At 59.2% G+C, this 13620-nt stretch carries 22 protein-coding genes; 2 read left to right on the forward strand and 20 right to left on the reverse strand.

Annotated features, from left to right (window positions below):
- Position 1 precedes the first annotated feature (1 nt).
- Positions 2 to 1255, reverse strand: coding sequence for a 3-isopropylmalate dehydratase large subunit (locus tag CUJ86_RS05775; protein ID WP_130646610.1), 1254 nt, complete (start codon positions 1253 to 1255; stop codon positions 2 to 4).
- 92 nt (positions 1256 to 1347) lie between these two features.
- On the opposite strand from CUJ86_RS05775, the gene CUJ86_RS05780 reads away from it, so the two are divergent.
- A complete protein-coding gene (locus tag CUJ86_RS05780; RefSeq protein WP_130646611.1) occupies positions 1348 to 1602 on the forward strand; it encodes an IS1 family transposase in 255 nt (84 codons plus the stop codon).
- A gap of 18 nt (positions 1603 to 1620) precedes the next feature.
- Here the strand turns inward: CUJ86_RS05780 and CUJ86_RS05785 are convergent, their stop codons facing one another.
- Complete coding sequence (locus CUJ86_RS05785) at positions 1621 to 2214, reverse strand: HemK2/MTQ2 family protein methyltransferase (RefSeq protein ID WP_130646612.1); 594 nt, start codon at positions 2212 to 2214, stop codon at positions 1621 to 1623.
- Positions 2215 to 2330: 116 nt separating this feature from the next.
- On the opposite strand from CUJ86_RS05785, the gene CUJ86_RS05790 reads away from it, so the two are divergent.
- On the forward strand, positions 2331 to 3143 hold the full coding sequence (locus CUJ86_RS05790; protein ID WP_130646613.1) for an ABC transporter ATP-binding protein: 813 nt from the start codon (positions 2331 to 2333) through the stop codon (positions 3141 to 3143).
- 46 nt (positions 3144 to 3189) lie between these two features.
- Here CUJ86_RS05790 and CUJ86_RS05795 read toward each other — a convergent pair whose 3' ends face one another.
- From CUJ86_RS05795 to CUJ86_RS05875, 18 genes are all read right to left on the reverse strand, one after another.
- The gene (locus CUJ86_RS05795; protein WP_130646614.1) at positions 3190 to 3615 is read right to left on the reverse strand and encodes a hypothetical protein; all 426 of its coding nucleotides are present in this window, start codon (positions 3613 to 3615) and stop codon (positions 3190 to 3192) included.
- Positions 3616 to 3742: 127 nt separating this feature from the next.
- Positions 3743 to 4261, reverse strand: coding sequence for a hypothetical protein (locus CUJ86_RS05800; RefSeq protein ID WP_130646615.1), 519 nt, complete (start codon positions 4259 to 4261; stop codon positions 3743 to 3745).
- A 60-nt stretch (positions 4262 to 4321) separates the two neighbouring features.
- On the reverse strand, positions 4322 to 4468 hold the full coding sequence (locus CUJ86_RS11815; RefSeq protein WP_165394795.1) for a hypothetical protein: 147 nt from the start codon (positions 4466 to 4468) through the stop codon (positions 4322 to 4324).
- Between the two features lie 234 nt (positions 4469 to 4702).
- On the reverse strand, positions 4703 to 5482 hold the full coding sequence (rsmA, locus tag CUJ86_RS05805) for a 16S rRNA (adenine(1518)-N(6)/adenine(1519)-N(6))-dimethyltransferase RsmA (protein ID WP_130646616.1): 780 nt from the start codon (positions 5480 to 5482) through the stop codon (positions 4703 to 4705).
- Complete coding sequence (locus CUJ86_RS05810) at positions 5479 to 6042, reverse strand: DUF655 domain-containing protein (RefSeq protein WP_130646617.1); 564 nt, start codon at positions 6040 to 6042, stop codon at positions 5479 to 5481. The genes rsmA and CUJ86_RS05810 overlap by 4 nt, the downstream gene beginning before the upstream one ends.
- Before the next feature lie 10 nt (positions 6043 to 6052).
- Positions 6053 to 6403, reverse strand: a complete 351-nt coding sequence (locus tag CUJ86_RS05815; RefSeq protein WP_130646618.1) for an RNA polymerase Rpb4 family protein — start codon at positions 6401 to 6403, stop codon at positions 6053 to 6055.
- A 20-nt stretch (positions 6404 to 6423) separates the two neighbouring features.
- Positions 6424 to 6717, reverse strand: a complete 294-nt coding sequence (locus CUJ86_RS05820) for a 50S ribosomal protein L21e (RefSeq protein WP_130646619.1) — start codon at positions 6715 to 6717, stop codon at positions 6424 to 6426.
- Positions 6704 to 7954 carry a tRNA pseudouridine(54/55) synthase Pus10 gene (locus CUJ86_RS05825; protein ID WP_130646620.1) on the reverse strand — a complete coding sequence of 417 codons (1251 nt, stop codon included), beginning with the start codon at positions 7952 to 7954 and terminating at the stop codon, positions 6704 to 6706. Before CUJ86_RS05825 ends, CUJ86_RS05820 begins: the two co-directional genes overlap by 14 nt.
- Positions 7942 to 8520 (reverse strand): tRNA (pseudouridine(54)-N(1))-methyltransferase TrmY, encoded by a 579-nt coding sequence (trmY, locus tag CUJ86_RS05830; protein ID WP_130646621.1) that lies wholly within the window; start codon positions 8518 to 8520, stop codon positions 7942 to 7944. Before trmY ends, CUJ86_RS05825 begins: the two co-directional genes overlap by 13 nt.
- Positions 8521 to 9837: a signal recognition particle protein Srp54 gene (locus CUJ86_RS05835; RefSeq protein WP_130646622.1), complete on the reverse strand. Its 1317-nt coding sequence runs from the start codon at positions 9835 to 9837 to the stop codon at positions 8521 to 8523.
- Positions 9838 to 9840: 3 nt separating this feature from the next.
- Positions 9841 to 10950: a signal recognition particle-docking protein FtsY gene (ftsY, locus tag CUJ86_RS05840; RefSeq protein ID WP_130646623.1), complete on the reverse strand. Its 1110-nt coding sequence runs from the start codon at positions 10948 to 10950 to the stop codon at positions 9841 to 9843.
- Between the two features lie 5 nt (positions 10951 to 10955).
- The gene (gene pfdA / locus CUJ86_RS05845; RefSeq protein ID WP_328590950.1) at positions 10956 to 11396 is read right to left on the reverse strand and encodes a prefoldin subunit alpha; all 441 of its coding nucleotides are present in this window, start codon (positions 11394 to 11396) and stop codon (positions 10956 to 10958) included.
- A complete protein-coding gene (gene rpl18a / locus CUJ86_RS05850; protein ID WP_130646624.1) occupies positions 11389 to 11577 on the reverse strand; it encodes a 50S ribosomal protein L18Ae in 189 nt (62 codons plus the stop codon). The genes pfdA and rpl18a overlap by 8 nt, the downstream gene beginning before the upstream one ends.
- Before the next feature lie 5 nt (positions 11578 to 11582).
- Positions 11583 to 12248, reverse strand: coding sequence for a translation initiation factor IF-6 (locus CUJ86_RS05855; protein WP_130646625.1), 666 nt, complete (start codon positions 12246 to 12248; stop codon positions 11583 to 11585).
- 1 nt (position 12249) lies between these two features.
- Positions 12250 to 12513, reverse strand: coding sequence for a 50S ribosomal protein L31e (locus CUJ86_RS05860; protein ID WP_130646626.1), 264 nt, complete (start codon positions 12511 to 12513; stop codon positions 12250 to 12252).
- A 4-nt stretch (positions 12514 to 12517) separates the two neighbouring features.
- A complete protein-coding gene (locus CUJ86_RS05865; RefSeq protein WP_130646627.1) occupies positions 12518 to 12670 on the reverse strand; it encodes a 50S ribosomal protein L39e in 153 nt (50 codons plus the stop codon).
- A gap of 15 nt (positions 12671 to 12685) precedes the next feature.
- Positions 12686 to 13276 (reverse strand): DUF7411 family protein, encoded by a 591-nt coding sequence (locus CUJ86_RS05870; RefSeq protein ID WP_130646628.1) that lies wholly within the window; start codon positions 13274 to 13276, stop codon positions 12686 to 12688.
- Positions 13277 to 13615: a DNA-binding protein gene (locus CUJ86_RS05875; RefSeq protein WP_130646629.1), complete on the reverse strand. Its 339-nt coding sequence runs from the start codon at positions 13613 to 13615 to the stop codon at positions 13277 to 13279. It lies immediately after the preceding gene.
- Positions 13616 to 13620: the final 5 nt, after the last annotated feature.

The following is a 13620-nucleotide window of genomic DNA, read 5'->3' on the forward strand; positions in this document are numbered from 1 at the left end:
ATCACACCTCCCTCGGATCGGTGATCTCGCCGGTGATCGCACTCGCCGCCGCCGTCGCCGCAGAGCAGAGATAGACCTCGGCCTCGGTGCTCCCCTGCCGCCCCCGGAAGTTCCGGTTCGAGGTGGAGAGCGAGACCTCGCCCGGCGCCAGCAGCCCGAAGGCACCGCCCATGCAGGGCCCGCAACACGGCGCCTCGACAAGGGCGCCGGCCTCGACAAAGCGTTCGATCAGCCCTGCCCGCAGCGTCTTCAGGTACTCCTCGCGGGACGCCGGGATCAGGACCACCCTGACGTCGTCCGAGAACCGGCGGGCTCCAAGCACCTCCGCCGCTTCGGCGAAGTCCTCGTAGCGCCCGTTCGTGCAGGACCCGATGAACACCTGATCCACATGGGTGCCGGCAACAAGGTCAACATCGACCACATTGTCCACATTGTGCGGCACCGCCACCTGCGGCGCCAGGTCTGAGACGTCATACTCCCGCCACTCCGCATAGGTGGCGTCCTCATCAGATGCAAGATCAGGGATCGCCGCACCGGGGCGGCGGGCGAGGACATACTCACCGGTCACCGCATCGGGCGGCACGATTCCAGCCTTCGCCCCCATCTCGATCGCCATATTGCAGCAGGTCATCCGTCCGGGCATCGGCATGGCGCCGAAGGTGTCGCCGGTGAACTCAAGGGCCTGATAGGTGGCGCCGTCGGCGCCGATATCCCCTGCAATCGAGAGGATCAGGTCTTTCGCACCGACCCGCGGTGCAAAGGCGCCGTTCGCCTCGACCCGGATCGAGTCGGGCACCCGGAAGTATAGGGCGCCGAAGCGCAGCACAAAACCCATATCGGTCGAACCGATGCCTGTGGCGAACGCTCCGGCGGCGCCGTACATGCAGGTGTGCGAGTCCGATCCGACGATGATCTCACCGGGCGCCGCATGCCCCTTCTCCATCACGACCTGGTGACAGACGCCCTCCCTGAGGTCATAGTTGTGAATATTCTGAAGAAGCGCAAACTCCCGAAGAAATTTCTGGTTCTCCGCAGCCTGAATGGAATCGGCCGGAACCTGGTGGTCGAAAAGCATCACGATCCGGGCCGGGTCAAACACCCGTTCACCACCCATCTCGCGAAACTTCTGCACGGCAAGGGGACCGGTGATGTCGTGGATCATTGCGCGATCCACATCTGCCATCACCACATCGCCTGCACAGATCTCCTTCCCGCAGCGGGAGGAGAACACCTTCTCTACGAGAGTCGCTCCCATGCTGTGATCACCCATTTCATGGATGTTCCGCGGTTAAGAGAGTTGGGGTGACCGGAAGGCAGATATGCGGACGGCCCAAAACCGCGGATCATATGCTCAGATGTCCGCAGTGCGGCAGCACCGATCTCTACACGATGATCGGCGGCTACGGGGGGTTTCGCTACCGCTGTAAACAATGCGGATACATCGGCTCTTTTGTCCTGGAATCGGATGAAGAACTTCCGTCGCCCGTTACACGCCCGAAAGAGAGTGAGGAAAAAAAGATCGCCGTTCCCCTCTGGCTGAAAATCGTTGTCGCCCTGCTCGTCCTCTATATGCTCCTCTATCTCCTGATATTGATACCCTGAAGAGGGGAGCCTCCATCATCAGCATGTGCCAGCAGAGATGCGGCAGAGGTCGCGGCTGATCCTGAGCACGATCAGGTCCTCGCCCTCGACCCGCTCCTCTGCCACGACAAACACGACATACCCGAGGGCGGCGAAGAGATCCCGCACCGCCGCAGGACCGGTGAGTGAGGATACCAGGAGCAGAATGCGCCCATATGGCGTCAGCACCCGCCCGACGTCGGCGGCGAACCGTTCGATCGTATCCCGTCCGCTCGGTCCGCCGTCGAGCGCATATTCAAGCCAGTCATCGAGGCGCTCCTCAGGGGCGGTCGGGAGATAGGGAGGATTGAAGAGGACGAGATCGAAGGGGCCGCGCAGACCCGATGCGAGATCGCTCCGCACCGTCTCGACACCGTGGGCGCGGGCAGAACGAACGGCGTGCGGGTTGATATCGGTCGCCGTCACCGAGGCGGCCCTCTCGAGGAGGGCCTCAGCCACCGCCCCGCTCCCGCATCCCACCTCGAGCACCCGGTCGTCGGGCCGCACCTCCCGGAGGGCGGCGTCCCTGAGCAGGAAGGTGTCTTCTGCCGGAGCATACACCTGATCGTCCCGACTGAAGGCAGGGTGATTCATCGTATCCAGATATGGGGCGCTGCCCGCTTTAGTCCTGCGGATCGCCCACCGCCAGAGCGGAATGATTCTTCACTCCAGAGGCCATATCACGAATACGCACCATCGGTGAGAGAAGAATGACGGCAACACCAGCGCACCACCCCATCTCCCGCCCGCCCCTGCTGGACTTCGCCAATATCACGGTGATCCGGGGAGACGCACCGATCCTGGATTCCATATCGGTCACCATCCCGGACGGCGAGCATGTCGCCATCCTCGGTCCGAACGGTTCGGGAAAGTCCTCCTTTATCCGGACCATCACCCGCGAATACTATCCCCTCATCCAGGAGGGGAGGCGGTATCGGATCATGGGGAGGGACGTCTGGGACGTTGGCGATCTCCGCTCCCTGCTCGGGATCGTATCCGACGACCTGCAACACACCTTCACCCGCGAGATCACCGGAAGGGACACAATCCTGTCGGGGTTCTTCTCCAGTGTCGGATTATTCAGGCACGAGATCACTGTGGCGATGGAGGAGAGGACAGACGAGATCCTGGCGTTCCTGGAGATTGATCACCTTCAGGACCGCCCGATGACGTCCCTCTCCACCGGTGAACGGCGCCGTTTCCTGATCGGGCGGGCGCTGGTCCACAACCCGCATGCCCTCATCATGGACGAACCCACCACCAGCCTCGACCTCCATGCCCTGCACACATTCCGCACCACCCTGCAGAAGATCGCCCGCTCCGGCACCGGCGTGATCATGGTCACCCACAGCCTCCACGACATCATCCCGGAGATCTCGCGGGTGATCCTGATGAAGGGGGGCCGGTTCTGCTTTGACGGCCCGAAGCAGGATGCCCTCACCGACCAGCGGATCGGTGACCTCTTCGAGGTTTCGGTACGTATCCGGGAGGAAAACGGCTGGTATTACGCCAGTGGGTATTAGGGGCTGTCCCCACCCGTTCAGGTGTGCAGCCCCTTCTCTCGCACCCCTATGTGATTTCTGTCACGGTCGAGATCACTCGTCCTGCTGTTTCATTGACCAGGAAATCGACGACCGCCGTCTCGTTTGCGATCCTGAGCGCCGGAGCGCATCCATTGCCTGACGAGTGGGAGGGCGTCGGGTGGCAGGAGAGGAGCACCCCCTCGACCTCGCCGCCGCTGAGGTACATCGCCCGCGCCGCCTCGTCCCTGAGGGCGATCCTGGCGACGTACGAGGCGTTCGTTGTTAGCCAGTCGGTATCCCCTCCTGAGAAAATGATCGGAACGCCTGCATAGTCGAAATCTGGAAGATCGGAGGAGGCGGTCGGTCTCAGTGTGGGTGGGATCTGCGTCTCCGACGGAATCGTGCACCCGGCGGAAAATGCTGCGATGCCGATGATCAGAAGGATGTGCAGTAGATCTTTCATCGTCATCATGGATGGTCTCATCGTGATGCCTGCCTGATTAAGAAGTTGCCGGAAGATTTCTCAACCGGTCGTTTATCCTGATAACGGACGCCGTGATCATTGCGACCGGAAGCACCGGGAAGTTGGTTTGTGCCGGTCACTTTTTCCCCGACATTTTTCTCCATGCAACAACGGTCATGAGAATGACACCGAATATCAGCGCCGAACCGATCACCATCTCCAGATACAGGGCGACCGAGTTCATTATCAGAAAGCCCGCATCTGATGAAGTCATGGAAGTGAGCAGATGGAATATCGGTGAGCCGTCGCCACCGCCGGACAGCATTGCAAAACCCATTATGAGGCGTATGGATCCCGCGACAACGGAGCCGATGAGGAGGACAGTGTATCGATGCCGTTCCGGGTAATACCTCTCAACAAGCATGAACGGTGTCAGGACACCCATTGCCATGATTACTATGCTGACCGGGAGCGATACAGGACTGACAACCGGTGCCATGGCCGAGAGGACCAACCCGATCATGATCGGCACGCCTCTGCCCGCCGCCGGTCGCACCTTTATTAAGGCATGATAAGTCAGGATGGCAGGCGCCCCGATGCAGAACAGCAGCAGGAGAATGAACCCAACTACTATGACGATGGGATACAAAACCATGCCACTCCCCTATCCTCGGGATGACCGGTCAACGGTCTGTTCCAGTTCGCTTCTCTGGTTTCAATCTGCATGGACACCCATGATCCTGTAGTAACGCCCCTCATATTCGAAATATTTCTTCATGCCGATCGTATTGTCGATAAAATATTTATCGATGGTCGCTTGCGTTATTTTCTCCGGGCATTCCACTTCGACCACACCGCCCACGTCCCCTTCCGTATAGGGCACCCCCTGTCAGTGACATGAGATGAGGGAACCAGACAACGCCGGTCAAAAGGAGAATAACCAGCAGAATGAGTATAACAACGAATTTATGTGCTGGTGAATTCTCGAAGAGCATGATGGTACCATCGTTTGGCCACCATAATAATGGAGGGCAGCACATTGAACCTGCAACCCATACAGCAAAAAATCCTGAGATCCTGAAGACGGGTGAAAGGATCAGCCTGGCGGCGTGCACAGGTTTGCGATCATCGCAAACACCATCAGGGAGAGCTCTTCCGGCCGCAGGGACAGAATCTCGTCTGGAAGCCCGGCGATCGCCCGCTCCACATTCTCCCCGCCGATGGCGTTGCGCCCCCCGCGCAGACCGTTGCGCACCGTCTTACGCCGGTGGGAGAAGAGTTCGCGCACCACCACCGCATACATCTGCCTGTCGGCGATATAATGGGGCGGTTCATGGGGGGTGAGGCGGACCACCGTCGATGAGACCTGCGGCGGCGGCGAGAAGGCGCGGGGCGGGAGGTTGAAGCAGAGGTCCACATCGGCAAAGGTCTGCACCATCACCGAGAGGCGCCCACACGCCGGTGTCCCGATCGGCGCCGCCATCCGCTCGGCGAACTCCCGCTGGTACATCAACACCGCACGTTCAAAACCGGCATCCAGCAGACGGAAGGTGATCGGCGAGGACGCTGAATAGGGGAGGTTTGCAACCACGATATCAAACGGCGGATAAAGTATCTTTACAGCGTCGCCGTGAATGACTTCTAACTCTCCGGCGGCGATCTGAGAAGAGAACTGCTCGTACAATCCATCGACAAGCGCCGGGTCGAGTTCGATCGCACACACCCGCGCACCTGCGGCAAGGAGGGCATCGGTCAGCACCCCCTCACCCGGACCGATCTCAAGGACCCGGCGACCGGCGATATCCCCGGCACACTCTACAATCCGCCTGACCGCCCGACGATCGATGAGAAAATGCTGGTCGTGCCGTGCCTTCATCGTGCCGTAAAGACCCGGTATTTCACCTCAGGGTCTTCGAGTTCTTCGAGCACCCGCCCCACGATCAGCTTCACCGGACTGGGGAGGGATTTGATCCGCTGAGAAATATCCTCAAAGCTCTCAAATGGCTTTTTCTGTCGCTCTTCAAGGAGCTCCCACATCAATTTCTTCCCGATGCCGGGCAGGAGATGAAACGTGTGGAGTTTTGGCGTGATCGATACCGCCCTGTTGAAAAAATCCACATACCGTCCCTCATTCTCACGGACCACCGACTCGATCGCAAAGGGCAGTTCGAGGCGAGCGGTGTTGGTCAGTTCGGCATAGCCGATCCGGCGTTTCACCCGCTCGATCTGATCCCGCTCGTTGTCCCCGATATAGACGGTGTCGTGGATCTGAATATCGGCGTTCTTCTTCGGGATCAGTTCAAGCAGCTTGAACTGGTCCCTGCCAACCGCCTGCACAACAGGCTCGCGCTTGAAGACGGGCTTCGGGTCATCGGCGCGACCCTTGAGAAGCACATCCACCACTACCGCGTAGATCTCCTTTTTCTCGACCTTCATCTCAAACCCCTCAGAGGTGAGTGATCACCAGCTCAAGAATAACATCGAGTTCCTCGCCGGTGAGCGTATAGCGCTCCTTGGCGTAGATCGCCCTGAGTTCGTCCCTTGACTGGGGCATGATGTTGGCGATCCGGAACGCGATGTCGGGTTTCATCTTTTCCAAGGTGAGGAGTTCGTCCACGAGGGCTCGGGACTGTGAGGGAGTGGTCTTTGAGAGCTGATTGGCATGCTCAATGCTCTGTCGGAGTTCGTAGGACATCTCCTGCTCAGCCCCGTGGCGCTGTGCCTCGACCTGTGCGAGGTGCTCCTTCATTTCCGGAAGGGTGATCCTCTCCTCGCTGATGACTCCTTTTACCTTCATGCCAATCACTCGGTTGAGAATTATACTCTCTGAGGTTTTAGATGTTGTGGTCTTGAGATTACGACTTTCGTGGCGTTTCCATCCGGAATTTCAACAAGCCAGGCGCGGCCGCGCTGGCCGACGACTGTACCGGTCTTTCCGTGGAACCGCCTGTGCGGCATGCCCTTCTGGACACTCGGCTCGCAGACGATATGGACTCTCTGCCCCATTTCGAAGGTCCGGATGGCAGCCGTTACCGGCAGAATGCCGCGGCGCCTGAGATCCTTCTTGAACTTATAGCGTGTTTTTTTCCGTGGACCGTTATGATGAGCCATCGCAATCACCACTTTCTGGTTCTTCTACCAGCACTACATCGAGGCTGGTTACATGAGCGTCTATGCCCAGGATCTCCGTTAGGCTCGGACTGGTCCGGCCGCCGTCGCCAGATATCAGCTCTTTGATATAGAGACCGGCCTCACCGACGACATCGATGACGAACCTGCCGTCCTGCATCCCGGGGGACCGGATGTCTATCACCCTGCGTTTCCTGATCCGATCGGCCCGCCGGTGTGCAACCCGTTGCGGGGTGCGCTGGTTGATTGTCTCACCATTCAGGCGGGTCAGTGCAGATTGGAGTACATCCAGGGAGATCTCTCCGTCGACCTCAACGAGAATCCTGTATTTTTTATGCGCTTTGTTCGATTTAAGCGTTTCCACCTCGGCGTGGGAACTCCAGCCCTGGAGAATCACCCCGACGCGTCCCTCGGCCGCGGCATTGATCGCCGCCTCGAGGTCGGCAAGATCGACCTGGCGTCGGGTCGGTCTGACCATCTCCATTACAAAGGGCCGTCCGCTCCCGAGCATCCGTGCGTCGATATCCTCCCGTCCCGCACCATGGAGGACGGCAGTTTCAGCACCAAAGGCCTCAACCGCCGGCCCTCCGATCAGTTCCTCAACCGAATCTGCATACATCTTGCCGGTGAAGTTGCAGCGTTCACACCCCTTCCCCCGGCAGACACGGCAGTCCCAGTGGGTCTGCGGGATCCCCCGCTCATATTTCAGGTAGCGCCCCCTGAAATACACCGGATTGATCTCGATCTCCACCCGCTCCTCGGCAAGGTTCAGGACGGCCACGACGTCGGGACGCCTGAAATCAACACTCTTGCCGGTGAGAGCAGAGACCGCCTTGCCGACCTCCCGGTTCATCTCGGACTTGATCGGTTCGGGATCGGCAAGGGAAAGGTCGCTCCAGACCATCTCCTCGGACTCGGCCACCAGAGGCGGGACGCGCGTCCCCACCAGAAAGGTGGCAAAATCCACACCATCCAGCGCCTCACAGACCCGCCTCGCCCAGAGGTCGATCGAATCAAAGATCCGGTTGCAGATCCAGCACTCATCCGGTTCTCCGGCAAAGGGTTCATTCTGTGCGAGTGCGTACGCCGTCCTGACCGCCAGCCCGCGCTCTGCATTACTCAGCCCGAATGAGCGTTTCCCAAAGAAACGCCCCAGGCAGTGGTCACAGACAGGACCATACTCGAGTATCGCACCCACCGTTCTGATCAGATCTTCCATCCGCTCTTTCTCCTGTCACATTCATTATGCAGCACCGTAATCGCCTGATCCGCATGGAGGATACATGGACCAAGCGAGTATGCCGGCAGAGCCTCAAGCGCCTCCGCCTCCCCGGCAGTGAAATCCAGATGGTCGGAGAGGAGGAACGTGCCGGGGAGATCCCCCACACTGCGCACATCATGCCCGTCCTCATGGAGAACGGCGCATCCGCCCTCTTCGATCACCCGTTCAAGCCCCCCTTTCCTGACAGCGACACCGGGCGTCGACTCCCTGAACACCACACCACACGGGAGGGCGAGGGCCTTTTTGATCAGACCCGCAATGTTTCGTTCGTCGGGGCTGAGGTTTCGCATCGTCTTCCCTGAAAACCTGATGGTCAGCGGCGCCTTCTCGCCGCCACACAGAATAAGCCAGCACTCAGTGTCCTCCCTCATCCCGTGGGACAGACAGAGGGAGGCGGAGACGCACCGGCAGAGTTCGTCCATCCTGCCGGCGCCGGGAAGATTGTTGAGGGAAAAAGCGGGATCGGTGGTGGCGCGATGGCCAATCACGACAAACCGTCTCATCTACTGCATCTTCCCGAACCGTTTCATCATGCGCTGCATGGAAAACTTGCTGCCCCGCATCCCCTTCAGGGCCCGCTGCATGATCTTGTAGTACTTGAGGAGCTCGCGCACGTCCTCCGGGCTGACACCGGCGCCCCGGGAGATACGCTGGACGCGCGAGCCTGATATCATCTGCGGGTCGTCCAGTTCGGCGGGCGTCATCGAGTCCATGATCACCTTATACCGGTCCATCTTGGTGGAGGTGACGTCATAGGCATCGTCCGGGATCTGCACCCCTCCGAGCGGCAGCATGGACATCACCTGCTTGAGGGGGCCCATCCGGTTCACCGCCTCCAGCTGTTTGTACATGTCCCTGAGGGTGAACTTCCCCCTGAGCAGGGCATTGACATCCATCTCCTCCTCTGCGATGACCTCCTCGGCCCGTTCGGCAAGGGCCTTCAGGTCGCCCATACCAAGGAGGCGGGAGATAAAGCCGTCCGGGTCGAACCGTTCAAGATCGTCGATCGTCTCGCCGGCCCCGATGAACACAATACCGCTCTTCGTCTCCGAGACGGCCGAGAGGGCGCCGCCACCCTTGGCGGTGCCGTCCATCTTCGTGATCAGAACGCCGTCGATTCCGATCGCCTCGTTGAACCGTTTCGCCTGTTCGGCCGCCTGCTGGCCAAGGGCAGCGTCGATGACAAGCCAGCGGTGATCAGGCTGTGCGATCTCGTTGATATTGACGATCTCCTCGATCAGCTCATCCTCAAGGGCATGCCGACCCTGGGTATCAATGATCACAACCTCGGTCGCCTCGAAGCGCTTCATCCCTTCCCGGACAATCAGGAGGGCATCCTTCTCCTCGGGGTTTCCGAAGATCGGGACGTCCACCTTCGCACAGAGAGTTGAGAGCTGCTTGTAGGCGCCGGGCCGGAAGGTATCGGCACAGATCACACCGACTTTCAACCCCTTGCGCTTGAAGTATCGGGCGAGTTTCCCGGTCGTCGTGGTCTTGCCGCTCCCCTGCAGACCGGCCATCAGGATCGTCTGCGGGGCGAGGTCCACCTTGCCGGCACCACCCATCAGGGCGACAAGTTCCTGATAGACGATCCTGAGCACATGCTCCCTGACACCCATCCCCTTCGGCGGTTCTTCCTCAAGCGACCGCTGTTTGATCGACTGGGAGAGGTTCATCACGAGCTTGACGTTAACATCGGCCTGCAGAAGCGCACGCTGGAGACTCCGCACCAGCTCGTCAACCGCCGCCCGGTCGATGACCGTCTTGCCGGCAATCTTCTTCAGGGCATCCTTGAGGGAGGTGCTGAGGCTGTCTAGCATGGATCAGGCCTCCGCACCGAGCAGTTCATCGACGACCGCTGCCGGTCTGAAAGGCACGATGTCATCATACCCCTGTCCGGTACCCAGGAATACGATCGGTTTTCCAATCGACTGGGCGATGGAGATGGCAGCGCCGCCCCGCGGGTCCATATCCGCCTTCGTCAGCATCACGGCATCGGTTCCGACGAGATCATTGAAGTCTCGGGCCCGCACGACCGCATCGTTGCCGGCAACCGCCTCATCCACATAGACAATGAGATCCGGCTTCATCACCCGGCGGATCTTCTCCAGCTGGTTCATCAGGTTCTTCCGGTTGTGGAACCGGCCGGCTGTATCGGCGAGCACAACATCGATGCCATGCCCTTTGGCGTACTCAACAGTGTCAAAAAGGACTGCCGCCGGATCTGAACCCTCTTTATGCTGGATCACCTTGATGCCGAGACGCCGTGCATGCTCATCGATCTGGTCGATGGCGCCTGCACGGAAGGTATCCCCTGCCCCGAGCACCACCGAAAAGCCGTTCTCTCTGAGATAGTGCCCCATCTTTGCAATGGACGTCGTCTTTCCGGTCCCGTTCACGCCGGTGACCAGAATCCTGACCGGTCGTTCGTGATTCCGGATATAGGTGACGAGATCGAATCCCTCACCGAGGACCCGGAGAAGCGAACGCCGGAGCGCCAGAGCAACAACATTGTCCACCGACGTTCCGATCTTGCGATGGCTTCCGACCAGTTCCTCTTTCATATACGCAAGGATGGCATCAGACACATCGAGGGCGACATCATTCTCAAGAAGGACCATCTGGAGCTCGGTGAGCGGTTCCTCGATATCCTTCTCCGAGATGACAAGCTCGCGTTCAATTACCAGACTCCTGACTCGCGAGATAAAAGATTCAGGCGTCTTCCCGACCTCTGGTGCAGGCGGTTCAGGAACCACTTCCGGAACCCTGACCGCCCCTTCCCTGATCGGTTTTTCTTCGGGAACACTTTCAGGGGCCGTTTTCACCGGCTCCCCGGGAGATTCGGCAACGACCTCCGGCCCTGCCGCCTCGGTGATCGAGTGCCCGAATTTCTGCTGGATATTCTTCAGTTTGTTTTTGAGGCCATCAAACATGGCGATTACCGTCCGGGGACCTGGCTGCGGTATGCGGCATCGAGCCGGGCGGCAATCTCATTCATCTGCCCCCGGATCCTCTCGATAGTCTCGGATAGTTTCTTTTCAGAGGCTTCAAGCTCGCGAGCCCGGTCTTCAAGGAACGAGACCGCTTCCGCATTTGTGCGACCAACCGTGACGCCCGCCCCGATGGCGACGAGCACCGAATCGGGGTCTGGCACCTGAACCTGCACGCTCACGCCTCCACCAAGCGGAAGAAGCACAGTCCCACCCTGTGCCGCACCCAGGGACTGGAGCGACTCGATGGAGGCAAGCGACTCAAGCCTCTGCTGTTCCAGCATCTCCAGCTGCCTGGAAAGAACCTCGGCCTGCTGTCCATATTCATTCAGGTAATACTGGAGCGACTGGAGCTCCCGGGGGTCGGCCTCATCCATGCGATTACTCACCTACTACCGTAACGCCCTTAATTGAGATATAACTTCTCTTCAGGCGGTGTTTGCTGCCGATATCGGTGTAAACCCATTCTCGTGCAAGCCCCTCATTCGATGCCACGATGATCTTGGTGAAAGGCTGCCACACACCGCCCATCTGGAAGGCGCCCGTTACTTCATACTTCTGATTCTCCATTGCACTCACTCCGGAAAGCCAAATACTTCCTCAATCCGTCCCAGCTCAAAACCGGTCGTCTCTATCCCGGCAAGGTATCCCTTGCTGTTTGCGAGCACGCCTGTACCGACAAGACTGCCGCCCATATTCACCGTACCGGCCCCGATCACAAGATCTCCGGCGCACCCGGCAAGGCGTTCAATCTCGGCATCACTGCTCCGGGCATGGATGAGAACTCCCCGGTTTGTGGCGGCAGCGGCCATCCCGACGGTCTTGATACCGCCAAACGATAGTCTCCGCACCGGCACACCGAGGAATGTTCCGATCTCCTCTGCCAGATCGATCGGCATGTCAGGATGGACACCGGCAAATACATCATTTGCAAGGATCACATTCCCGGCAGCATTCATCGAGGACGAGAGCGTCATCACCTCACCAAATTCCCCGAGTACAGCGAGTTCCTGCTCGGAGGCGAGACCACTCACCACCATGCCGTTTGAATTGCCGGCAAGGAGGGACCCGATGATCGATGATCCCTGGATCGTCGTCCGCACAACCTCGACGTCGAGCGTATCAGCTATGGCAGAGACAAATTCTGCCGGAGCATCGGGGGGGACAACGGCAAACTCCTCAAAGACCCGCGCGAACACGCCGATATGAGGATTTGCAGCAAATTCGATCGTTCTCTTCATTTCACTCCTCAGCGAGTTCGGCCTGGACCTGTCCGTCCTCAAACTTCATGGCACGGACCCTGATATGCGACGGAGGCTTCTTGCTGCCCCGCTCCCAGACCTTCTCGTTGATGCTGCTGTCGAGTTTAATCTCCTCGCTCTTCATGTGGCGTGCCAGGTACGCCCTGATATCCTTCACCGCAACGTTGCAGCGCTTCCACCGGGGAGCGCGCCGTGCATTGCGGAGGGGGACAACATAGATCTGCTCTTTCAGAACCTCTACCATCGCTCTACACCTTCAGCGTGCTTCTTCTCCACATGCGCCTCTTCGGGTGGGATGCCACCTTGCGCTTCGTCCGAATCATCACCCATGCAGGAACGCGGCGGTTCTGCATGCATGCCTTTGCCAGCCGGATTTTCCGGCCCTTTGTCAGCTTGCTCATGATTATCACCACTATTCAGGAGCCAAATGCACCCGTCACCAGGGACTGTTCATGGTGGTCGGGAAAAAGCCCCTGCACCTGACATCCCCGCCGGCGGACGGCGGTCCTGATCTCCGACTCATAATCCCCGTTTTCGATCAAACCGGACTCACCACAGGTGAAGACGAGGTGGCGCCCGGCAAGCCGGTCCACCTCTGCCTTGCCATAGCCCAGAAGGGGGCGGACATACGAACATCCGAACCGGTCAGCGATGCTCAGCACATCGCCCTTCGTCAGCATCGGCACGCGGTCGTTGAGTCTGGTGCCGTCACCCACAACGGCGTATTCTCCGGCGAGAGTCTCGACCGCCCGCCGGTGAACCATTGTTATGGCATCGTTCGGATATCCGGAGGCGATCACCATCGATACGGCCTCTTCGAGTAGTTCGTTACCGAACGATCGCTTTTTCCAGGGGAGGTCGAGCACATGCGCTGCCGCTTCGACCGACGGCACCTCACGAGCGGGATCAAAGACAAACGTCGTGAGTTCGACCTCATAGTCGCGGGCAAGCATGACCGCAGCAAGGGCGCTGTCTTTCCCTCCGGAAAAAAGCAGACCGGCCTTCATCTACTTCCTGGTTATACGAAAATCTTTTTTCTTCGGGGCGACCTGACGGAGCAGCTGTTTCAACTGCTCATCGGTGATCTTCTGCCGGACACGGCCGCTCTGGGCAAGCATTATCAGCTGCTGCTCGATGGCACGTGCAAAATCCGGTTTTGTGAGTTTGATCGTATTCAGTCGCTCCCGTGCTTCCGGTTCCAGGATCTGCATGAGTACGAGCTGCATCTCCGACTCTGCCCGTTTCTGACGTTCCAGCTCCTCCTGCATTGTCTGTTCGTCCATCGACTGCCGCTGGAGCTGCTCCATCCGTTTCCGTCTGAGTTCAGAGATTTCATCGTCACCCATCAGTA

It is taken from the genome of Methanofollis fontis (genome assembly GCF_004297185.1).
In the GTDB taxonomy this organism is placed as follows: Archaea; Halobacteriota; Methanomicrobia; order Methanomicrobiales; family Methanofollaceae; genus Methanofollis; species Methanofollis fontis.